Origin of the sequence: Mesorhizobium sp. M0293, assembly GCF_040321735.1 — a bacterium.
In the GTDB taxonomy this organism is placed as follows: Bacteria; Pseudomonadota; Alphaproteobacteria; order Rhizobiales; family Rhizobiaceae; genus Mesorhizobium.
In genome coordinates this window covers 1-20,595 of record NZ_JAMYSA010000082.1, presented here as the reverse complement: position 1 = coordinate 20,595, position 20,595 = coordinate 1, and the positions used below count along the sequence as shown (strand labels likewise).

Here is a 20,595-nt window from a genome sequence, read left to right as displayed (position 1 = left end):
GCCTCTCGCCTCCGAGACGCGGTTCGGCTACACCTCCCAAAATGACCGAACTCGACACCAGAAAGACCATCGTGCTGACCGGCGCCAGCCGCGGCATCGGCCACGCCACGGTCAAGCGCTTTTCGCGCGAAGGCTGGCGCGTCATCACCTGCTCGCGCCAGGCCTTTGCCGAGGATTGCCCGTGGCCAGCCGGGCCGGAAGACCACATCAAGGTCGATCTTGCCGATCAGGAGGATGTCGGCATCGCCGTGTCGGAAATCCGCCATCGGCTGGAAGCGCATGGCGGCCAGCTGCACGCGCTGGTCAACAATGCCGGCATCTCGCCAAAACTGAAGGACGGCAACAGCCGCATGGACTCGATCGACACGCCGATGCATGTCTGGCGCGACGTGTTCCAGGTCAATTTCTTCGCGCCGATCATGCTGGCGCGCGGCCTGTTCAAGGAATTGGCCGCGGCCAAGGGCTCCATCGTCAACGTCACCTCGATCGCCGGAACCCGCGTGCATCCCTTCGCTGGCACCGCCTATGCGACATCGAAGGCCGCACTCGGCTCGCTGACACGGGAGATGGCGCATGATTTCGGCCCGCACGGCATCCGCGTCAACGCCATCGCGCCGGGCGAAATCGATACCGCGATCCTGTCACCGGGCACGGACAAGATCGTCGAGACGATCCCGCTGAGAAGGCTCGGCACCACGGCTGAGGTCGCCGACATCATCTTCTTCCTGTGCTCGCAGCAGGCATCCTATGTGACGGGCTCGGAAATCCACATCAATGGCGGCCAGCACGTGTGACAAAACAGGGTGATCATCCGGTTATGGTGAGAACGGCCTTGCCGCTGAAGCTGCGCTGTCGCAGTGCGTCCAGGGCGTGAGCAATGTCTGTCCACGGGATGGTAAGGGCCACGCGCGTTTCGAGCCGGCCAACGGCGACCAGAGCGAGCAGCGAGGCGATGTCCGCGCCAATGCCTGGACCTGAGGTGTAGTACGCAAAGGTTTGAAGCCTCGCGCCCTCATGATCCGGAACGAACTGGCGGAATCCAACGGGCGTCAGTTCGCCGCTGCTCGAACCGAACATGACGATGGTTCCGCCAGGCGCGACGCGTTCGATCGCGTGTGCGAGGCTTTGGCCACCGACCGATTCGGTGATCAGCGAAAACGGTCCCTCAGCCAACTCGATCGACTCGACAACCTGCATAGCTCCCAGGCCGCGGAGATCGTCGGCATGCCGGGCGGCGGCGATCGCGGTCACCGAGGCGCCTTGCTCGCGGGCGATCTGGATCTGGAAACGGCCGACCGCACCGCTTGCGCCGGTGATCAGGACCCGCTGGCCGGCCAGATCGCCGCCATGGCGCAAAGTCCTCAGCGCCGTCGTGCCCGCGACCGGAAGCGTGGCGGCGGAGACGAAGCTGACGTCATCCGGCAGGACTGCGAGGCGGTCGGTTGGCACGGCGACCCGTTCGGCCCATCCGGCCTGGTCGACCAGAGCCGCAACCCGGGTGCCTACGGCTGGCCCGGAGCCATCGGCTGCTGCCCGTTCGACAATCCCAACGATGTCCTGACCCGGGATCCAGCCGTTCGAACGGATGGCAAGCAGGCGCAGTTCGCCACGGTTCAACGAGGTCGCATGGACCGAGACAAGCGCCTCGTTCGGGGTCGGTTGAGGCTCGGCAAGCTCCGCGATCTTCAGTCCGGTCGCGCTGACGGAAGAGATGACGAGGGCGAGCATGGTTCATACCTCATTGCTGCGTGGTGGACGCACCGCTCATTCGCAAGTGGACCCTATCGATTTTTGCCTTTGAATAATTTAGATATGAAGGCAATTGATCGCTAAAAACCGTCAACCATGAAGCAGCCTCTCCGCTACCCTTGGCTCGATTTCGATGTGGATGACCCTTCCGCGCCAGCGATTGCCGTGCGCGTCGACGTCCCCGAGACCAGAGCGGAAGTGCCCGCCCATCGGCACCGCAAAGGGCAACTCGTCTTCGCGCTCGGAGGCGGCGTCACATGTCGCGTCCCCAGCGGCCTGTGGATGGTGCCGCCTCATTGCGGGGTGTGGATTCCAAGCGGCATGGAGCACAGCAATGTCGCGACCGCCAATGCCCGGATTTTTTTCGTCTACATCGAGCCGGGAGCCGCCGATCTGCCGGAACGCTGCTGCACGCTTTCGATCTCGCCGCTGCTGCGCGAACTGATCATCGAGCTGTCCGATGGTGCGCAGGACGATCAGGCGAGGGATGAGCTTTTGACCAGGACCCTGCTTACCGAGCTGCCGCGTATGCCTGTCCAGCAGTTGCATCTGCCGATTTCGTCCGAGCCGCGCTTGCGGCGGATAGCCGAAGCGCTGGCGCAAGATCCTGCCGATCGCAGCACACTGGCAGAATGGGCCAACCGCGTTGCGCTCAGCGAGAGCAGTCTCGCCCGTCTCGTGGTGAAGGAGACAGGGCTGAGCTTCGGACGCTGGCGCCAGCAATTGCACCTGATCGTCGCAATACGAGAGCTGGCCTCGGGTGCGAGCGTGCAGCAGGTTTCGGGCGACCTCGGCTACGGGTCGGTCACGGCCTTCATCACCATGTTCAAGAAGGCGCTTGGGAAGCCCCCGGCAAAATACCTCGGCAGTGTCGTACAGCCTAGCGGCTCCGCATTCGTCGCGTGATCAACCCGCCTGCGAACAGGGTCGGCTCAGGCCGCGGATGGTTCAGCAGCCTCCAGCTTGTGGCCAAGCACCTCTTCGACAATGCCGCGGGCGATTTCGCGCTCGCCCATGATCACCGTATCTGCGCCGAGGCCCTTGAGGTGCTCGACCTCGGCGTCGGAATGGGCGCGGGCGATGACGTTGATGCCGGGATTGGCGGCGCGTGCCCGCAAAACAATCTGGCCGGCCTCGAAGGCATTGGGGATGGCCAGGATCAGCCGCCTGGCACCCTCAGGATTGGCGGCGGCGAACACTTCGGCATTGGCCGCATTGCCGGAGACGGTCTCTATGCCGTCGGCCTTCAGCCTGACCAGTGTCTTGTCGGCATCCTCGACGACGAGGAAGGGTAGGGTGGCCTCTCTCAGCGCCGCACCGACGAGGCTGCCGACGCGGCCATAACCGATCAGGATGGCATGGTTGGTGAGGGTTGTCCTGGGCGGCGGCCCGTCTTCCCCCTTCGTCGTGGCTGCAACAGAGGCCACCTGGCCCGGTTCCGTCGCTGGACCAACCGGCTTTGCCTCGGCCGGCGGTGCCGTCCTGGCGGCGCGCCGCTCCAGCCAGGGCTTCATCCAGTCGATGGCGAGGAACATCAGCGGGTTGAGGACGATCGACAGGATGGCGCCGGCCAGGATCAAGTCGCGGCCCTGTTCGGGCAATAGTTTCAGCCCGACGCCGAGTTCGGCCAGGATGAAGGAGAATTCGCCGATCTGAGCAAGGCTTGCCGAGATCATCAGCGCGGTGGCCAGGGGATGGCCGAAGGCAACGACGATGACGAACGCCGCCAACGATTTGCCGATGACGATGATGGCCAGCGTCGCCAGGATCGGCCAGCCATTGCTGATCAGGCTGAACGGGTCGAACAGCATGCCGACCGAGACGAAGAACAGCACGGAAAAGGCATCGCGCAGCGGCAGCGATTCTTCCGCCGCGCGGTGGCTAAGCTCGGACTCGCTCATGATCATGCCGGCGAAGAAGGCGCCCAGCGCCAGCGAGACCCCGAACAGTTTTGCCGCGCCGAAGGCGACGCCGAGCGCTATTGCGAGCACCGCCAGCCGGAACAGCTCGCGTGAGCCGGTGTGAGCGACATAGTGCAGGATCCAGGGAATGACGCGGCGGCCGACCAACAGCATGACGACGACGAAAGCGGCGACCTTGGCCAGCGTGATGCCGACGACGCCCCAGATGCCGTAGCTGGCCGGCAGCGACAGCAGGCCACTCGCATGGGCGTCGGCCTGCTCCTGGCCGCCGAGCACGCCGGCGAGCGCCGGCAGCAGCACCAGCGCCAGCACCATGGCCAGGTCCTCGACGATCAGCCAGCCGACGGCGATGCGGCCGCGCTCTGTCTCGATCAGGCGGCGTTCCTGCAAGGCTCGCAGCAACACCACGGTCGAGGCAACCGACAGCGCCAGGCCGAACACCAATCCGGCGCCCATCGACCAGCCGAGCATCCACGACAACCCGGCACCGAGTGCTGTGGCAAAGCCGATCTGGACGATGGCGCCGGGCACGGCGATGGCGCGTACCGACAACAGATCCTTCAGCGAGAAGTGCAGCCCGACGCCGAACATCAGGAGAATGACACCGATTTCGGCCAGTTCGTTGGCAAGGCCGGCATCGGCGACGAAGCCGGGCGTGTTCGGCCCGACCAGCACGCCGGCTACGAGATAGCCGACCAGTGGCGGAATGCGGAAGCGGTTGGCGAGCGCGCCGAAGACGAAAGCCAGCCCCAGACCGGCGACGATGGTTGCGATAAGGGGCGTGTCATGCGGCATTGTCTATGGAGCGCCTTTCAAAACCAGCGATGTCGGATGGGCGCCACCCTAAGCCGCCGCCTGTTTGCAATATGGTGGATGGGGCGTCGGCGATGCAACCCGCAAAGCCATGAAATCGACGGTGCGGCCGCAAAAACTTGACCGGCGGCCGAGGAAGCCGTCGGCCCGATTTGCATTTCCTCGATGGTATTCCGCCTCGGTCCGGCGCGATTTGCTCACAACGATCAGGCTGCCCGCAGCAGGGCCTCGATCTCGAATAGGGCGTGGTTGGTCAGTGTCTTGGGAATTTCGGCGGTCACCTTGTCCTCGACCTCCTTGTGAAGCTTCTTGCGCATTGTCCCAAGCACCATCGGTGGTGCGACAAGCACGATCTCCTTGAACTCGCCGCTATGAGCGAGCTTGTAGAGCCGGTCAGCAATCTCATCGGCGAAACGCTCCTTGCCGAAGCGGTGCCAGTCCGTATCCTCGACCGCGCTGCGATGCACGGAGGGGCCATTATTATATCGGCCCGGGCTGTCGCTGCCTTGCTCGCGGGTGGGCGGGTTATCCTGTTCGATTTCCTGCACGACCTCGAGGTTCGGATATTTGTTGTCGCCGGCATTCCTCAGGAAAAGCGCCTTTTCGCCATCGGCCACTAAAACCCATGTGCCGTGCTTCAGGTTGATTGTGCTCATGATGACAGGCTCCTTTTTGGACCGCTCGGGCATCGTGCCGCGACCGGATTTCCATCTGACGTGACAGGCCTTTCGGGGAACGCGTCCCCAGGCAGTAATGTTCCAACCAGGACCATCACTGCGTTGTACATTTGGGTTATCCAATGTCTGCGGCTTTAATCTACTAAATTGGTAGAATTTAGAAAAAACTGTTTTGCGGCATTTCTCGTCGGGCGCTAAAAGAGCTGTAAATCAAGGCCTGCGACAGCAGCTTGAATCCGCTCTGTCCGTCGATGAGAAATATTTTTCTCTTGGCTGGGATGCTTTCAGAAAAGCGATTGCATCCCGACGGGCGATGCGCGAGTGCGTTCCTTCTGGTTTCTCGCGCTCGCGCGTAGAACTGCAAGCCTGTTCAGGATTCCGCTCGCGCCCATGTCGTACACTGCACCCAAACTCAACGCCTTCCCCGTCTTCATGCGGGTCGAGGGGCAAGTTGTGGCCATTGTCGGCAGCGGTGAAGAGGCGCTGGCCAAGGCGCGGCTGATCGGACAGTCCAGCGCGATCTTGCGCATCGTCGCCGAACATGCCGAGCCCGACCTGTCGGCCTTCATCGCCCAGACCGGTGCGAACCATTTTGCCGCTGCTTACGACGCGCCGCAGCTCGAAGGCGCGGTCATGGTGTTTGCGGCCAATGGCGACGAGGAACTCGATCGCCGCGTGGCCGCGGATGCGCGCCGGCTGGGAATTCCGGTCAATGCCGTCGACCGGCCGGAACTCTGCGATTTCTTCACCCCGGCGCTGGTCAACCGCGCGCCGGTTGCCATCGCCATCGGCACCGAAGGCGCCGGCCCGGTGCTTGCCCAGATGCTGCGCGGCCGCATCGACCGCATGCTGTCGCCGTCGCTCGGGCCGCTGGCAACGCTCGCGGCGTCGTTTCGCGGAGCTGCTGAAAAGCTGCTGCCGAAAGGCAATGCCCGCCGTCGCTTCTGGAACGATTTTTTCACTGGTGCTCCTGCCCGCGCGGCTGAAGCCGGCCAGCTTTCGCAGGCGCATGACGCTACCGTCGATCTCCTGCTGTCGAATGCGCCGGGTTTGGGCCACATCGCCCTGGTCGGCGCCGGTCCGGGCGCCGAGGATCTTCTGACCCTCCGCGCCCATCGTCTGCTGATGGAGGCCGATGTCATCGTCCATGACGCGCTGGTGCCGGAGGCGGTCGTTGCCATGGGCCGCCGCGATGCCGAGCGTCTGCCGGTCGGAAAGCGCAAGGGCTGTCACACCAAGAGCCAGGCTGAGATCAATGCGCTGCTGGTCGAACTTGGCCGTGAAGGCAAGCGTGTCGTGCGGCTGAAGTCGGGCGATCCGCTGGTGTTCGGCCGGGCTGGCGAAGAGATGGCGGCACTGCGTGATGCCGGCATCGCCTATGAGGTGGTTCCGGGCGTCACCGCGGCTTTCGCCGCCGCCGCCGATTTCGAACTGCCGCTGACCTTGCGGGGCGTTTCCTCATCGATGGTGTTCACCACCGGCCACGACCTCAAGGGCAATTCGCTGCCCGACTGGGCCAAGCTCGCCATTTCGGGCGCCACCGTCGCCGTCTATATGGGCCGCTCGGTGGCGGCCGAGGTTGCCGGTCGGCTGATCGAGGCCGGGTTGTCGCCGGATACGGCGGTGGCCGTGGTCGAGAATGCCAGCCTTGCCAACCGCCGCCGGTTCCACGGCACGCTTGCCGACCTGCCGTCGCTGGAAGCGCGCGCCGATCTTTCCGGCCCGGTCATGACCATCATCGGCGATGCGGTCGCCGGCGCCAACTTTGAACGGTCCGAGCCGCTCGCGGCACACAGACATGAAGGCGCGTCCAGTTCGGCCGCCGAAGGAGTTCAGTCATGAAGATTCTGACCGCCAACCGCCTGACCGACGGCATTGCCGTCTGGTACGCCGATGGCGGCTGGGCCGAGACGGTGGACCATGCCGACCTCGCCCATGACAAGGCGGCTGAGGATCGCCTCGAGGCGATCGGCGCCAAGGCCTATGCCGCCAATGAAGTGGTCGACGTGAATTTGATCGATGCCGATGTCGTCAACGGGCTCGTCGAGCCGGTGCGGTTGCGCGAGAAAATCCGCGCCGCGGGCCCGACCATCCGCAACGATCTCGGCAAGCAGGCTGCCAAGCAGGCGACTTGGGCAGCATAACCAAGACACCAGGCATGGGCGGACGCGCCCTGAAAGACGAAGCATGTACCGTTACGATGAGTTCGACCACGATTTTGTCCAGGCCCGCGTCGCCGAGTTCAGCGACCAGGTCCAGCGCCGCCTTGCCGGCGAGATCACCGAGGACCAGTTCCGGCCGCTCAGGCTGATGAACGGCGTCTATCTTCAGCTGCACGCCTATATGCTGCGCATCGCGGTGCCCTATGGCACGCTGAACGGCAAGCAGCTGCGCATGCTGGGCCACATCGCCCGCAAATACGACAAGGGTTACGGCCATTTCACCACACGCCAGAACATCCAGTTCAACTGGCCGGCGCTGTCGGACATTCCGGCGATCCTGGCCGATCTGGCAAGCGTCGAGATGCATGCCATCCAGACCAGCGGCAATTGCATCCGCAACGTCACCGCCGACCATTTCGCTGGTGCCGCCGCCGATGAGGTCGCCGATCCGCGCCCCTATGCGGAAATCCTGCGCCAGTGGTCGTCGGTGCATCCGGAATTCTCGTTCCTGCCGCGCAAATTCAAGATCGCGGTGACGGGAGCCGAGCGCGACCGCGCTGCCATCCAGACCCACGATATCGGCTTGCACCTGAAGAAGAACGCCGCCGGCGAACTCGGCTTCGCCGTCTATATCGGCGGCGGCCAGGGCCGCACGCCGATGGTCGCCCGCAAGATCCGCGACTTCCTGCCGGAAGCCGACCTTCTGTCCTACTGCACGGCGATCCTGCGCGTTTACAACCTCTATGGCCGCCGCGACAACAAGTACAAGGCGCGCATCAAGATCCTCGTCCACGAGACCGGCGTCGAGGAAATCACCCGCCAGGTCGAGGCCGAGTGGCATGAGTTGAAGGACGCCGAGCTGAAGCTGCCGGAAGCCGATATTCGTGCCATCGAAGCTTATTTCGCGCCGCCGGAACTCGCCGACCGACCGGAAGGCGACCAGGCGGTCAAGCTGGCGCGTCTGGATTCCAAGGGGTTCTCGGAATGGCTCGACCAGAATGTCGTGACGCACCGCCATCCCGACTACGCTGCGGTGACGATCTCGCTCAAGGGCATCGGCGAGGTGCCCGGCGACGCCTCGGACAGCCAGATGGAAGCGGTCGCCGACATCGCCGAAAAATATGCTTTCGACGAGCTGCGTGTCAGCCATGAGCAGAATCTGATCCTGCCGCATGTGGCGCGCGTCGACCTCAAGGCGGTCTATGATGCGCTGGTCGGCATTGGCCTGGCGACGGCCAATTCCAACCTGATATCGGACATCATCGCTTGCCCGGGGCTCGATTACTGCGCGCTGGCCACGGCGCGCTCGATCCCGATCGCGCAGGAAATCTCGCGCCGCTTCGCCTCGCTGGAGCGGCAGCGCGAGATCGGCGAACTGAAGCTGAAGATCTCCGGCTGCATCAATGCCTGCGGCCATCACCATGTCGGCCACATCGGCATCCTCGGCGTCGAGAAGAAGGGCTCCGAACTCTATCAGGTGACGCTGGGCGGCTCGGCCGATGAGAATACCTCGGTCGGCGAGATCATCGGCCGCGGCTTCTCGTCGGAAGAGATCACCGACGCCATCGAGCAGATCGTCGAGACCTATCTCGGCCTTCGGCTCGACCCACAAGAGAAATTCATCGACGCCTACCGCCGAGTCGGTCCCGCGCCGTTCAAGGAGGCGCTCTATGCTGGCGAAGCCAAGGCCGCTTGACCGTATCACCGACGTCGATGACGGCATCGCCGCCAAGGCGGCGGGGCTTGATGCGCTTTACGGTCATTTGAACCCGCTCGAGATCATCGAACGCTCGGCCCGCGACCTGTTTCACGACGAGATCGCGGCGGTGTCGTCGTTCGGCGCGGATTCGGCTGTGCTGCTGCACATGATCGCCAAGATCGATCGGGCGTTGCCTGTCATCTTCCTCGACACCGGCAAGCATTTCGAGGAGACGCTCGGCTATCGCGACGCGCTTGCCGCCGATTTCGGGCTGACCAATATAAGGGTGATAAAGCCCGAGGAAGCGGCGCTCGAACGGATCGATCCGACGGGCAATCTGCATCAGAGCAACACCGATGCCTGCTGCGACGTGCGCAAGGTCGAGCCGCTGGCGCGTGGCGTTGCACCTTTCCGCGCCTGGTTCACCGGCCGCAAGCGCTTCCAGGCCGCGACGCGGGCAGCGCTTCCGGTGTTCGAGGCCGTCGGTCCGCGCATTCGTATCAATCCGCTGGCGCACTGGACGACATCGGATCAGGCCGACTATATGCGCGTGCATGCGCTGCGCGAAAATCCGCTGGTCGCCTATGGCTATCTGTCGATCGGCTGTTTCCCATGCACGCAGCCGGTGCAGCCGGGCGAGGACGCGCGCAGCGGCCGCTGGGCCGGCCATGCCAAGACCGAGTGTGGCATTCACCTGTCGGGACTGGAGAAGTCGCTGACCGACGCATCACTATAGGGTATGTTGATATTCAGCCGGCCTGCGAATGGCGGTTTCCTCTTCCGGTGCTCACGTACCCAAAAGTACGCTCCGGTTCTCGGAAGCCACCATTTTCGGCCCGGCCTGACCTGAATCTCGACACGCCCTAGGACCTGGGATTCTTTGGGACTTTAGGATTTTTGATGACTGAACCGACGACGCCGGAGATCCGGCTCTGGACCCCTCAAGGTTTTCGCGAGGATGAGTGGGCTCATGCCGAAAACGCGGATGCGCTTTCCGGCAACGGTCGCTTCATCCTGCCGCTGCAGGCGTTTCTCGATCTCGAGCCGGAGGTGCGCCGTTCGGCCAAGGAACGGCTCGGCGTCGTGCTGCAACCGGGCGATCAACTCGAGAAGATCGCCGACCTCCTCGACCAGTTGTCGCTGGTGGCACTGGCCTTCCCGGCCTTCAGCGATGGCCGCTCCTTCTCCAAGGGCGAACTGCTGCGCGGGCGCTATCATTTCGAGGGCGCGGTGCGCGCCACCGGTCAGGTTCTGGTCGACCAGTTGCCGCATATGCTGCGGCTTGGCTTCGACGAGTTCGAGATTTCGAATCCGGTGCTGTTGAAGCGGCTGGAGGGGGGACGTACCGGCGGGTTGGGGCTCTACTACCAGCCGGCCGCCGTATCGGAGCCCAAGGGCCCAAAATATTCCTGGCGCCGCATTCGCAACAGCTGACGCAGCGGTAATTTCCGACGTCTTTACATCGGCTCTGATCGGGCCTTCTCTGGGACCATCCGTACGGAAATATCCGCCGGGTGCATGGCCCCGAAAGCAAAGCTTTCGGAAAGGACCATGCATAGTTTCAAGAGTCTTGGAGCGTCCTTTGCGCGTCCTTTGGACGCGCGGCGCTCCAACCGGAGGGGACCATGGACTTCGACTATGTCATTGCCGGTGGCGGGTCCGCCGGCTGCACGCTTGCCGCGCGGCTCTCCGAAGATCCATCGAAAACGGTCTGCCTGATCGAAGCCGGCGGCGAGGGCAAAAATCTGCTCGTCCGTGCCCCGGCAGGCGTCATTGCGTTGCTGCCCGGCCGGCCGAAAATCAACAACTGGGCCTTCGAGACGGTGCCGCAGCAAGGCCTTGGCGGCCGCAAGGGCTACCAGCCGCGCGGCAAGGCGCTGGGCGGCTCCAGCGCCATCAACGCCATGCTCTATGTCAGGGGCCACCGCAGCGACTATGACGAATGGGCCGATCTCGGCTGCGACGGCTGGTCGTGGGACGAGGTGCTGCCCTATTTCCGGCGCGCGGAAGGCAACCAGCGCGGCGCTGACGCTCTGCGCGGCGGCGACGGGCCGCTGCGGGTTGCCGAGCAGCAGGAGCCGCGTGCGCTCTCCCGGGCCTTTCTCGAGGCCTGTGGCGAAAACCAGATCCGTCGCAACGATGATTTCAACGGGGTCGAACAGGAAGGGGCCGGGCTTTATCAAGTCACGCAATTCTGGGGCGAAGGCCGCAACGGCGAACGCTGCTCGGCGGCCGCCGCATATCTGCATCCGGCTATGGATCGGCCAAACCTTACCGTCATCACTGGAGCGCACGCCACGGGCATCGTCCTTGACGGCAAGCGGGCCACCGGCGTGCGCTACCGCTTGGGCAAGGGTGAAGCCGTTGTCAGGGCCAGGCGGGAGGTCATCGTCTGCGGTGGTGCCTTTGGTTCGCCGCAACTTTTGTTGTTGTCCGGGATCGGCCCGGCTGTCGAACTTGCAGCGCACGGAATTCCGATCGTCCATGAGTTGCCGGGCGTCGGCAAGAACCTGCAGGATCATCTCGATTTCATCATGGGCTGGACATCGAAGGATGCCGACATGATGGGCATCGGACTGCGCGGTCTGCCGGGCCTGCTGCGGCACCTGCGGCGCTGGCGCAAGGATGGCGGCGGCATGATCGCCACACCCTATGCCGAGGGTGGTGCCTTCCTCAAATCCGACCCGGCGATCGACCGGCCGGACCTGCAACTGCACTTCTGTATCGCCATCGTCGATGATCATGGCCGCAAGCTGCATATGGGCTATGGCTTTTCCTGTCATGTCTGCGTGCTACGGCCGCATTCGCGCGGCGAGGTCGGGCTGTCGGCGCCGGATCCGTTGGCGCCACCGCGCATCGATCCGCGCTTCCTGTCCGACGAACGCGACGCCGACTTGTTGCTTAGGGGTGTCAGAATGATGCGCGGCATATTGGAGGCGCCGGCCTTGGCCAAATACCGCAACAAGGAAATCTACACCGCCGGCGTTTCGGGCGATGCCGAGCTGATGGCCCATATCCGCGCCCGCGCCGATACCGTCTATCACCCTGTGGGTACCTGCAAGATGGGTATCGACGATATGGCCGTGGTCGATCCGCAGCTGCGTGTGCGTGGCATGCAGGCCTTGCGGGTTGTCGACGCCTCGGTGATGCCGGCGCTGATCGGCGGCAACACCAATGCGCCGACCATCATGATCGCGGAAAAGGCGGCTGACATGATCAAGGCTGCCCGCTGACCAAAATTCTGGTCGAACCAATGGTGCCGTTTTTGGTTTCTGCGAGCGGCCTTGCGGCGATGCCGATTACAGACCGGTCAATCTGGTCTTACCAGTTTTGCGATTTGCGCTTTCCCTTTCGCCATCGTGCCCTTAGGATAGGGTCATTATTTCGCGATCCAAAATAAATGGAGCCACAAGGGAGGAACCGGAATGGCTGGCAAGAAGATACTGATGCTCGTTGGTGAGTTCAGCGAGGAGTATGAGATTTTCGTCTTTGAGCAGGCCATGCATGCGGTTGGCCATACGGTCCATGTCGTCTGTCCGGACAAGAAGGCGGGCGATATATTGAAAACGTCGCTGCACGACTTCGAAGGCCACCAGACCTACACCGAAAAGCTCGGCCACGACTACATTCTCAACAAGACGTTTTCCGAGGTGGATCCAGCCGGATACGACGCCGTCTATGCGGCGGGCGGGCGTGGTCCGGAATACATCCGCATCGACAAGCGGGTGCAGGCGCTGGTGCGGCATTTCCACGAGGCCGGCAAGCCGATCTTCACCATCTGCCATGGCGTGCAGATCCTGATCGCTGTCGATGGCGTGGTGCGGGGCCGGGAAGTCGCCGCGCTCCATTATTGCGAGCCGGAGGTGACGCTCGCGGGTGGTATCTATATCGATGTCGCGCCGACTGGCGCCCATGTCGACGGCAATCTCGTTTCGGCCAAGGGCTGGCCGGGCCTGTCCAATTTCATCCGCGAATGCCTGAAGGTGCTGGGCACCGAGATCCGCCATGGCGAGATCCTGATGCGCGACGAGCGCCAGGCGGCATGATCCGAGAGTTTGCAAAGCCGCCGCGTCCATGACGCGGCGGTCTTTATTTTCTTGTTTTGGCGCAATTCCCCAGGGAAAGCGTTACGCGCTTTTCCCGGGAAAACCGTTTCACATTTTTCCTGGAATTGCTTAGGCCGCCGCCAGCGCCTCGCGGAACGACACCAGCTTCCGGCGGTTTTCGTCCCATAGCGCCAGCTTGACGCATCGCAGGCTTTCGAGCAGCGTGACGCGGCCGATGCCGCGCAGTTCCGGATAATCCCGCAGCACTTCCTGCAGCCGGTAGCACGGAACCTTGGCCGAGAGGTGGTGGACGTGATGGACACCGATATTGCCGGTGAGCCAGTTCAGCACCGGCGGCAGGTCGTAATAGGATGAGCCATGCAGGGCGGCGTGCTGGAATTCCCAGTCGGCGTCCTTTGCCCATTCCGTTTCCTCGAACTGATGCTGGACGTAGAACAGCCAGATGCCGGCCGAACCGGCGAGGATGACGATCGGCAGATGGACCACCAGGAACGCGCCGGGGCCGACGAACCAGATGAGGATTGCTGCTGCAATCGCGATGCCAAGATTGGTGGTCATCGACGACACCCAGGGTGTCAGCCCGCCGCGCATCATGCCGACGGGCAGCCTTTGCTCGAAGATGAACAGCCAGATCGGCCCGAGCCCGAACATCACCAGCGGGTGGCGATAGAGACGGTAGGCAAGGCGGCCTCGCCATGACATCTGCCGGTATTCGGCAACGGTCAGCGTCCTGATGTCGCCCATGCCGCGTTCGTCAAGATTGCCAGCGCTGGCATGGTGCGTCGCGTGAGCGCGCCGCCAGCAGTCGTAGGGTGTCAGCGTCAGGATGCCGAGAGCGCGGCCGATCCAGTCGTCCGCGTATCGATTGGCGAAGAAGGAGCCATGGCCACAATCGTGCTGGATCATGAAGATGCGCACCAGAAACCCGGCCGCGGGAAGGATCAGGATCAGTCCCCACCAATGGCCATAGGCATAGGCCGCCGAGGACAGTCCCCAGAGCACAGTGAACGGAATGAGAGTGATGGCGAGCTCGACGGCGCTACGCCGCCTGTCAGGCTTCTTGTAGCGCGCCAGAATCTTTAGCCAGGCGCGCTTGCTGTTGGCGACCGCCTCAGGGGAAATCATGTTCATCAGGAAGCATAGGCGGGGTGTCCCACCACCGCAAGACAAGATCACGCAAAATTACTGTGCGTAATTGTCGCGTGGCTGGCTGTCGAGCCCACCAACGGCAGCTCGACCCGCTTGATGGCTCTTCCTTGAAGCGGCGGGCTTTCAAGCCCAGTCGTTCGGGAACCCGATGCTCTCTTGGTCGTTCGAGCATCGAGTTTTCCAGTTTTGGGCCGATCCCTAGTCGCGATCAAGGATGGGACAGCCGCGCTCGGTTCCAAAAGTCACGCGTACGCGGTCGCCATCCTGTCTACCGCGGACCGTGATCTGCCGGCGGCCGAAGGACTCTATCCTTGCCCGACGGATGCCCATTCGCTCCGCCTTGTCGAGAGCGCGGTCCTCCGTGCAGCCTCGTGACTGACGGCGGTCGCGTCGATCATCGCGACGAGGGCCTTCGCAATCGTCATAGGCGGGATTGCAATCTTCCATGAGCTTCAGCCGCGGGCCATGTTTGCCCAGTTGCAGCTGCAGATTGTCTGCTTGTGCCGGAAAAGCCACCAGGGTGACGGCGCCGAGGCCGACAAGCGCCGATAACAATGAGGTGACCGAAACCTTGCGCATTACGTCCTCCATTTGAACCTCAACACATCTATCCTTAGATGGTTCGGCTCACTCAGGCTATTGCTGATAGAGGGTTGCTGCCAAGATCGGCTGTCTCGTTACCGTCGGCGCCAGCTGACGTCACTTTTCTCCGCCACGTCGAGGCGGTCGAGCAGTTTTCTGAATCGGTCAGGAATGTCGGCCTCGGTGCGGAAGGCGGGCAAGGTGCGCATAAAGCGGGTGATCGCCTCGGCGCCGAACTGGCGTCTGACCTCGGCGGCCAGCCGTTCTGCCTTTTCGGCCTTTTTACGGGTCATCATCTCAAAATCCTGTGTTGGCTTCGAAACTCCTCCAGCAAGGGAATGGTTCCCGCATCACGCCTTTGTGGCAAGCAAAGCCGGCGGTTAGGGTAAAGTTTGAATTAAAATCGAAATGTCTTGCCGTCGTTGTCCAGCCTTGGCCGACAGCCTCCCACAATCGCTTACCCCTTGATTTTTGGCCGCCAAACCTCGATATCGGGCTCAAAATCCATATCATTCGAGATTGACGGGAAACGGCGATGAGCGACCAGGCAAAAGACGAAGGCGCGCCCGATGAAGTCGAGGCGACCGAGGCCAATGCCGAGCGCACGGAAGGCAGCATCGACGGCGACTATGAAGCCCTTGTGCGGCTGCTGAAGGAAAATGAAGAATTAAAGGACCGCGCGTTGCGCGTGGCGGCCGAGATGGAAAACCTGCGTCGCCGCACAGCGCGCGACGTGCACGACGCGCGTACCTACGCGGTCGCGAATTTCGCTCGCGACATGCTGTCGGTGTCGGACAATCTGCGCCGCGCGCTGGACGCGATTCCAGCCGAGGCCAAGGCGTCGGGTGACGCCGGCTTCAAGGCGTTGATCGAAGGCGTCGACTTGACCGAGCGCGCCATGCTGTCGGCGCTGGAACGGCACGGGGTCAAGAAGCTCGCGCCTGAAGGCGAGAAGTTCGATCCCAATTTCCACCAGGCGATGTTCGAAGTGCCCAATCCGGATGTTCCGGCCAACACCGTGGTCCAGGTCGTGCAGCCGGGCTATTCGATCGGCGATCGAGTGCTGCGCCCAGCCATGGTCGGCGTCGCCAAGGGCGGTCCGAAGCTTGCCGCCGCTGAAGCGCCGGTCGAGCCGGGGCCTGTCAATGAACAGGCCGAGAAAGATGCGTGAGGTAGGGAACAGGCAGTAGGCAGTAGGGAAACTAGGGCAGTCGTATCAATCGCGCGGCTTCGTGCTATTCATACTGCCTAGTCCCTAATCCCTACTTCATGAACCCCATCGCGCTTCTCGATTATGCCGGTGTCGCGGTCTTCGCCGCGACCGGAGCGCTTGCGGCTTCGCGCAAGCAGCTCGACATTATCGGTTTCCTGTTCCTGGCCAGCGTCACCGGGATAGGCGGCGGCACGCTTCGCGACGTCATCCTCAACCTGCCGGTTTTCTGGGTCGCCAATTCCAGCTATGTGCTGATCTGCGCCGTGGTTGCGGTGCTGGTCTTCTTCAGCGCGCATCGTGTCGAATCGCGCTGGAAATGGCTGCTCTGGCTCGACGCCGTCGGGCTCGCCGCCTTTTCGGTGATGGGCGCCGCCAAGGGACTGGCGATTACCGGTTCGCCGGTCGTCTCGGTCATCACCGGCGTGCTCACCGCCACGTTCGGCGGCATTCTGCGCGATCTCCTGGCCGGCGAGCCATCGGTGCTGCTCAGGCCCGAAATCTACGTCACGGCAGCCCTTGCGGGTGCCGGCCTCTATACACTTGGCGATCTTGCCGGACTGCCGCCTTTTACCTCGGACCTCGCCGGTTTTGCGGCGGCGTTCCTTGTGCGCGGCGGCGCGCTCAAATTCGGCTGGTCGTTTCCGTCCTACAAGGGCCGACCCGGCCGGCGGCCGGAAGATATTCCGTGAAGGAGCGAATAGCGAATAGGGAGTAGCGAATAGGGATAGCAGCCCGCAGGATTGCGGCGTAGTTCTCGCTATTCGCTATTCGCTATTCGCTATTCGCTATTCGCTATCACGCCGCGAAGCGCTGGGCTTCCCCGCCATAATAGTTGACGTAGCGGGCGCCGATTTCCTTGACCGGCATGACGACGAAGATGTCGACCGTCGAGAATTCGCGGTCGATGACGCAGCCATCGCCGATGCGAGCGCCAACGCGTAGATAGCCCTTGACCAAGGGCGGCATTGCCGCGATCGCCGCCTTGGTGTTGACCGCCTCGATCGGCATCAGGTCCATCGAGCAGTAACGCCCGGACACCGCGCGGACATCCCAGGCCGAATTCGTCCGGCAGTGATGGGCGAGGTAGGTGAGTGCCTCGGCATGCGCCGCCGGCACCGTGCCGTGGAAGGAAGCACAACCGGTCATCACACCGATTTCGTAATGGTTGATGTAAGCCCAGATACCTTGCCACAACGCCTCGATGGTGCGCTTCGAGCGGTATTCCGGCAAAACGCAGGAGCGGCCCAGTTCGAGAAAGCGCTGGCCGGGATGACGGGCGATGAGCTTGGTCAGCTCGAACTCACCCTCGGAATAGAACCCTCCGGCCGCGGCCGCGATTTCTTGCCGCAGCAGTCGATAGGTGCCGACGATGCGGCGATGTTCGGGGCCGGAAAGCGTGGTATCCAAAACCAGCAGATGGTCGCAGAGCGGATCGAAGCGGTCGGCGTCACGGCGGTCATGGGCCTGGAAAAGATCCTTCCTGGCGCCAAGTTCGTCGTAGAACACCCGGTAGCGCACTTCCTGCGCGGCCGCGATCTCGGCCTCGTTGCGGGCGAGCCGCACTTCGAGGTTGCCGATACGGCCCAGTGCTGCGCCCTTTATGACGGAATCGACGTTACGTCCGGCGAGCAAGGCGCTGCTGGCGTTCGGCCGAGTGTCACATTCCGGCATAACTGTATGCACGAGTGATTCTCCTTCGAGCCATCCCTCTTGGCACGGGGATACGGTGTAGGTGCAACAGGATTGTGACAGTACCGTGATACGACGTCGCGGGCAATACTTCGTCGGCTGGCGAATCCGATCAACCGGCTACGTTACGTGAGCGCGCAGCGTGGAATGGGCGGTGGAAAGCTCAGGCCGCGACGACCTGTCCCTCGACGGCATTGACCAGCGCCTCAGGGTCGAGCGGCTTGGTGACAAAGCCGCTGGCACCATGGGCCAACACCGAATGGCGGGTCTTTTCCTGGCTGTCGGCCGACAGCACCATGATAGGCACCGGCGGCACGGCGGTTTCTTCCTCATGGCGGCGGATGGCGGCAATCGCGTCCAGTCCGTCCATGACCGGCATGTGCAGATCCATCAGAACCACGTCGAAGCGATGCTTGTGCCCGGCACCCGTGACAGCCTCAACGGCGGCCTTGCCGTTGCCGACCACCTCGACGCGATGTCCGGCTTTCAGCAGCGTGGCGCGGGCCAGCATGGCATTGATGTCATTGTCCTCGGCGATCAGCACCGACAGGCCCCGCTGGCGGTTGCCGACGGCGCGAAGCGTCGGTGCGCCACGCTTTTCCGGTTGCGGCTGGGCGAGGCCGGGGGCATGGCTGCTCAACAGCACACGCAGAAGCGTTCCGCCGCGCACCGGCCTGGCCAGGAAGGTTGCGTAGCCGCTGGCGCGGAACTCGCCAAGCATGCCACGGTCGGTCGGCGCGATCAGCGTGATGGCCTCGCAGTCGGAAAAACCACTCTGGCGCAAGCGCTTGAGCAGCTTTCCGTCGCTTTCTTCCATGGCAGCATCGACCAGAAGCGCATCGCAGCCGGCGGCGAAGGGCGCGGCCTGCGCGGCGGTGGTGGCGATGTCGACCGTGCCGCCATTGGCGCGGATGGTGCGGGCGATGGCGTCGGCCTCGACGGCGTTTTTCGACAGGATCACCGCGCGCCTGCCCGAGAGTGCGTTCTGCCGGCCTTGCGGCGCTTCGGTGGCCGCCGTCGCCGGGATCTCGAAGACGAACTCGGATCCCTGGCCGAGCCGGCTGGATACCGAGATCGTGCCACCCATGGCGGCCACCAGGCGTTTGGAGATGGCAAGGCCCAGGCCGGCCCCGCCATGCGTACGTGTCGATGTGCCGTCGGCTTGCTCGAACTCCTCGAAAATGCGGTCCAGGTCCTCATCATGCAGGCCCGGACCGGTATCGGCGATGGTGAAGCATATGCGGTCGGTGGTTTCCGTGCGCGCACGCGCAACGCTCACCAACACGCCGCCGCTGTCGGTGAACTTGATGGCGTTGCCGATAAGGTTGAGCAGCACCTGCCTGACCTTGCCCGGATCGGCGGTGATCAACTGCGGTACGTCGGGTTCGACATGACAGCCCAGCCCAATATCCTTGGCGAAGGCGCGCGCGGCCAGCAATTCGATGATGTTGTCGGCGATCTCGCGCACCGATATCGGCTGCGGCTCCGGGTCGAAGCGCCCGGCTTCGATCTTGGAGTAGTCGAGCAGATCCTCGATCAGGGCAAGCAATGCGCTGGCCGAGGTCGAGACGGCGCCGACATAGGTCTGCTGTTCCGGCGACAGGCTGGTGTCGGCCAGCAGCCTGGCCATGCCCATGATGCCGTTCATCGGCGTGCGAATTTCATGGCTGACGGTGGCGAGGAAGCGCGATTTGGCCTGGCTGGCATATTCGGCCCGTTCGCGTGCGGTGATCAGTGACGACTCGGCGCGTTTGCGGGCGGTGATGTCGCGGGCGATGGCGCGATGCGAAACGGCGCCGCTGTCCTTTTCGCGTACCGACAGTTCGATCCACGAGAACCAGCGCGGCCCGCTCGGCGTGCGGATGGCGACATCGGTGGAACTCAGGCACTCGTGGTCGGAAAAGGCGGCATCGGGAACGACGCCGACATCGATGCCGAGTTCCGCCAGGGTCTTGCCGGCAAGGTCGCGTGGATCGGTTTCGACGAGATCGGCGAAGACCTTGTTGGCATAGACGATGTAGCCGTCGCGGTCGCGATGAATGACGAGGTCGCCAAGCGCGTCGATCAGGCCGCGAAAGCGTTCCTCGCTCTCCTGCATTTCCCACATGCGATCGGCCAGTGTCTCGATCTCGGCGCGGCTGCGGGCGGTGGTCTCGTCGAGAAGGGCAGCGGTGCGGTGTTCGCTCCGCATGACGCGCAGATCTATGGCAAGGCCGGCAAGGCCGGTGGCCAGCAATGCGATGCTGATGAAGACCGGCGCCCCGGTCAGATGCGCCAGGCCCGCCAGCACGATGATGGCGACGAAGGCGAGAAACGGAAGGCCTTCGCGCCGGGCGGGCTTCGGCTCAGGCACCCGCGGCGGCGCGGCGACAACGCGCCGCGTCGACGTCGGCGCCGCACCGACGTCGTCGTCAGTGTCCGCCCCTTGGCTGCCGGATTCCGCGATCATGCGAAATCCTTGCCAGACAGAGATTATGGAAAATTGCGGCGGATCGTTCGAATTTTAGCGGATGGGCGCTTTTTGCCGCAGCTGCGGCGGATTTGCCATCAGGTGCGGCAATTCCGTCCGTCTTTTCCGGCGGTCGAGCGGGTTCACATGTCCACGACGACGCGGCCGCGGATCTTGCCGTCGACGATGTCGCGCGCGGCGTCGATGATGCCGTCGAACCCGATGGTCCTGGACAGGTTGGCAAGCTTCTGCAGATCGAGGTCGGTGCCGATGCGCCGCCATGCCTCGAGGCGGACCGCCTTCGGCGCCATCACCGAGTCGATGCCGAGCAGCGAGACACCGCGCAGGATGAAGGGGGCGACGCTGGTCGGCAGGTCCATGCCGCCGGCCAGCCCGCAGGTGGCGACCGCGCCGCCATAGGATG

General features: G+C 63.4%; 19 protein-coding genes and 1 pseudogene. 11 read left to right on the top strand and 9 right to left on the bottom strand.

The features are described 5' to 3' along the window. Positions 1–41 precede the first annotated feature (41 nt). Entirely contained in the window at positions 42–794 is a 753-nt protein-coding gene (locus NKJ06_RS25305; RefSeq protein ID WP_023812510.1) for an SDR family NAD(P)-dependent oxidoreductase, read from the top strand. A gap of 13 nt (positions 795–807) precedes the next feature. On the opposite strand, the gene NKJ06_RS25300 is transcribed toward NKJ06_RS25305, so the two are convergent. Further along, a complete protein-coding gene (locus tag NKJ06_RS25300; RefSeq protein WP_352633191.1) occupies positions 808–1,728 on the bottom strand; it encodes a zinc-binding dehydrogenase in 921 nt (306 codons plus the stop codon). 117 nt (positions 1,729–1,845) lie between these two features. Between NKJ06_RS25300 and NKJ06_RS25295 the strand changes: the two genes are divergently transcribed. After that, positions 1,846–2,655, top strand: a complete 810-nt coding sequence (locus NKJ06_RS25295) for an AraC family transcriptional regulator (protein WP_352633190.1) — start codon at positions 1,846–1,848, stop codon at positions 2,653–2,655. A gap of 26 nt (positions 2,656–2,681) precedes the next feature. Here the strand turns inward: NKJ06_RS25295 and ybaL are convergent, their stop codons facing one another. Next, positions 2,682–4,466: a YbaL family putative K(+) efflux transporter gene (ybaL, locus tag NKJ06_RS25290; protein ID WP_352633189.1), complete on the bottom strand. Its 1,785-nt coding sequence runs from the start codon at positions 4,464–4,466 to the stop codon at positions 2,682–2,684. Positions 4,467–4,690: 224 nt separating this feature from the next. After that, the gene (locus tag NKJ06_RS25285; RefSeq protein ID WP_352633188.1) at positions 4,691–5,140 is read right to left on the bottom strand and encodes a baeRF12 domain-containing protein; all 450 of its coding nucleotides are present in this window, start codon (positions 5,138–5,140) and stop codon (positions 4,691–4,693) included. Positions 5,141–5,551: 411 nt separating this feature from the next. On the opposite strand from NKJ06_RS25285, the gene cysG reads away from it, so the two are divergent. From cysG to NKJ06_RS25250, 7 genes are all read left to right on the top strand, one after another. Continuing rightward, complete coding sequence (gene cysG, locus NKJ06_RS25280; RefSeq protein ID WP_352633187.1) at positions 5,552–7,003, top strand: siroheme synthase CysG; 1,452 nt, start codon at positions 5,552–5,554, stop codon at positions 7,001–7,003. Continuing rightward, complete coding sequence (locus NKJ06_RS25275; RefSeq protein WP_352633186.1) at positions 7,000–7,305, top strand: DUF2849 domain-containing protein; 306 nt, start codon at positions 7,000–7,002, stop codon at positions 7,303–7,305. The genes cysG and NKJ06_RS25275 overlap by 4 nt, the downstream gene beginning before the upstream one ends. 43 nt (positions 7,306–7,348) lie before the next feature. Beyond that, entirely contained in the window at positions 7,349–9,019 is a 1,671-nt protein-coding gene (locus NKJ06_RS25270; RefSeq protein WP_352633185.1) for a nitrite/sulfite reductase, read from the top strand. Further along, positions 8,994–9,758 carry a phosphoadenylyl-sulfate reductase gene (locus tag NKJ06_RS25265; protein WP_352633184.1) on the top strand — a complete coding sequence of 255 codons (765 nt, stop codon included), beginning with the start codon at positions 8,994–8,996 and terminating at the stop codon, positions 9,756–9,758. Before NKJ06_RS25270 ends, NKJ06_RS25265 begins: the two co-directional genes overlap by 26 nt. 164 nt (positions 9,759–9,922) lie before the next feature. Then, a complete protein-coding gene (locus NKJ06_RS25260) occupies positions 9,923–10,456 on the top strand; it encodes a DUF934 domain-containing protein (protein ID WP_352633183.1) in 534 nt (177 codons plus the stop codon). Positions 10,457–10,647: 191 nt separating this feature from the next. Further along, positions 10,648–12,255 (top strand): GMC family oxidoreductase, encoded by a 1,608-nt coding sequence (locus tag NKJ06_RS25255; protein ID WP_352633182.1) that lies wholly within the window; start codon positions 10,648–10,650, stop codon positions 12,253–12,255. Between the two features lie 192 nt (positions 12,256–12,447). Further along, entirely contained in the window at positions 12,448–13,068 is a 621-nt protein-coding gene (locus tag NKJ06_RS25250; protein WP_136618515.1) for a DJ-1/PfpI family protein, read from the top strand. Positions 13,069–13,197: 129 nt separating this feature from the next. Here the strand turns inward: NKJ06_RS25250 and NKJ06_RS25245 are convergent, their stop codons facing one another. The 3 genes from NKJ06_RS25245 to NKJ06_RS25235 all read right to left on the bottom strand — a co-directional run bounded on the left by NKJ06_RS25245 (position 13,198) and on the right by NKJ06_RS25235 (position 15,116). Next, on the bottom strand, positions 13,198–14,220 hold the full coding sequence (locus tag NKJ06_RS25245; RefSeq protein WP_352633181.1) for a fatty acid desaturase: 1,023 nt from the start codon (positions 14,218–14,220) through the stop codon (positions 13,198–13,200). Between the two features lie 216 nt (positions 14,221–14,436). Next, entirely contained in the window at positions 14,437–14,817 is a 381-nt protein-coding gene (locus NKJ06_RS25240) for a hypothetical protein (protein ID WP_352633180.1), read from the bottom strand. A 98-nt stretch (positions 14,818–14,915) separates the two neighbouring features. Continuing rightward, on the bottom strand, positions 14,916–15,116 hold the full coding sequence (locus NKJ06_RS25235; protein WP_352633179.1) for a hypothetical protein: 201 nt from the start codon (positions 15,114–15,116) through the stop codon (positions 14,916–14,918). Between the two features lie 239 nt (positions 15,117–15,355). On the opposite strand from NKJ06_RS25235, the gene grpE reads away from it, so the two are divergent. Beyond that, positions 15,356–15,991, top strand: a complete 636-nt coding sequence (gene grpE, locus NKJ06_RS25230) for a nucleotide exchange factor GrpE (RefSeq protein ID WP_352633178.1) — start codon at positions 15,356–15,358, stop codon at positions 15,989–15,991. Between the two features lie 98 nt (positions 15,992–16,089). After that, complete coding sequence (locus NKJ06_RS25225) at positions 16,090–16,722, top strand: trimeric intracellular cation channel family protein (RefSeq protein WP_352633177.1); 633 nt, start codon at positions 16,090–16,092, stop codon at positions 16,720–16,722. A gap of 106 nt (positions 16,723–16,828) precedes the next feature. Here the strand turns inward: NKJ06_RS25225 and olsB are convergent, their stop codons facing one another. The 3 genes and pseudogenes from olsB to NKJ06_RS25210 all read right to left on the bottom strand — a co-directional run. Then, positions 16,829–17,704: a l-ornithine N(alpha)-acyltransferase gene (gene olsB, locus NKJ06_RS25220; protein ID WP_352633198.1), complete on the bottom strand. Its 876-nt coding sequence runs from the start codon at positions 17,702–17,704 to the stop codon at positions 16,829–16,831. Positions 17,705–17,885: 181 nt separating this feature from the next. Then, positions 17,886–20,171, bottom strand: coding sequence for an ATP-binding protein (locus NKJ06_RS25215; RefSeq protein ID WP_352811010.1), 2,286 nt, complete (start codon positions 20,169–20,171; stop codon positions 17,886–17,888). A gap of 143 nt (positions 20,172–20,314) precedes the next feature. Next, a pseudogene (locus tag NKJ06_RS25210) lies at positions 20,315–20,595 on the bottom strand (oxidoreductase); the annotation flags it as partial.

Excerpts from the sequence above, each read along its gene's own strand:
- grpE (WP_352633178.1), top strand. The coding sequence starts at position 15,356 with ATGAGCGACCAGGCAAAAGACGAAGGCGCGCCCGATGAAGTCGAGGCG.
- NKJ06_RS25285 (WP_352633188.1), bottom strand. The coding sequence starts at position 5,140 with ATGAGCACAATCAACCTGAAGCACGGCACATGGGTTTTAGTGGCCGAT.
- NKJ06_RS25275 (WP_352633186.1), top strand. The coding sequence starts at position 7,000 with ATGAAGATTCTGACCGCCAACCGCCTGACCGACGGCATTGCCGTCTGG.
- NKJ06_RS25235 (WP_352633179.1), bottom strand. The coding sequence starts at position 15,116 with ATGATGACCCGTAAAAAGGCCGAAAAGGCAGAACGGCTGGCCGCCGAG.
- NKJ06_RS25300 (WP_352633191.1), bottom strand. The coding sequence starts at position 1,728 with ATGCTCGCCCTCGTCATCTCTTCCGTCAGCGCGACCGGACTGAAGATC.
- olsB (WP_352633198.1), bottom strand. The coding sequence starts at position 17,704 with ATGCCGGAATGTGACACTCGGCCGAACGCCAGCAGCGCCTTGCTCGCC.
- NKJ06_RS25305 (WP_023812510.1), top strand. The coding sequence starts at position 42 with ATGACCGAACTCGACACCAGAAAGACCATCGTGCTGACCGGCGCCAGC.
- NKJ06_RS25295 (WP_352633190.1), top strand. The coding sequence starts at position 1,846 with ATGAAGCAGCCTCTCCGCTACCCTTGGCTCGATTTCGATGTGGATGAC.
- NKJ06_RS25240 (WP_352633180.1), bottom strand. The coding sequence starts at position 14,817 with ATGCGCAAGGTTTCGGTCACCTCATTGTTATCGGCGCTTGTCGGCCTC.
- ybaL (WP_352633189.1), bottom strand. The coding sequence starts at position 4,466 with ATGCCGCATGACACGCCCCTTATCGCAACCATCGTCGCCGGTCTGGGG.
- NKJ06_RS25265 (WP_352633184.1), top strand. The coding sequence starts at position 8,994 with ATGCTGGCGAAGCCAAGGCCGCTTGACCGTATCACCGACGTCGATGAC.
- NKJ06_RS25245 (WP_352633181.1), bottom strand. The coding sequence starts at position 14,220 with ATGAACATGATTTCCCCTGAGGCGGTCGCCAACAGCAAGCGCGCCTGG.
- NKJ06_RS25270 (WP_352633185.1), top strand. The coding sequence starts at position 7,349 with ATGTACCGTTACGATGAGTTCGACCACGATTTTGTCCAGGCCCGCGTC.
- NKJ06_RS25260 (WP_352633183.1), top strand. The coding sequence starts at position 9,923 with ATGACTGAACCGACGACGCCGGAGATCCGGCTCTGGACCCCTCAAGGT.
- cysG (WP_352633187.1), top strand. The coding sequence starts at position 5,552 with ATGTCGTACACTGCACCCAAACTCAACGCCTTCCCCGTCTTCATGCGG.
- NKJ06_RS25255 (WP_352633182.1), top strand. The coding sequence starts at position 10,648 with ATGGACTTCGACTATGTCATTGCCGGTGGCGGGTCCGCCGGCTGCACG.
- NKJ06_RS25225 (WP_352633177.1), top strand. The coding sequence starts at position 16,090 with ATGAACCCCATCGCGCTTCTCGATTATGCCGGTGTCGCGGTCTTCGCC.
- NKJ06_RS25250 (WP_136618515.1), top strand. The coding sequence starts at position 12,448 with ATGGCTGGCAAGAAGATACTGATGCTCGTTGGTGAGTTCAGCGAGGAG.
- NKJ06_RS25215 (WP_352811010.1), bottom strand. The coding sequence starts at position 20,171 with ATGATCGCGGAATCCGGCAGCCAAGGGGCGGACACTGACGACGACGTC.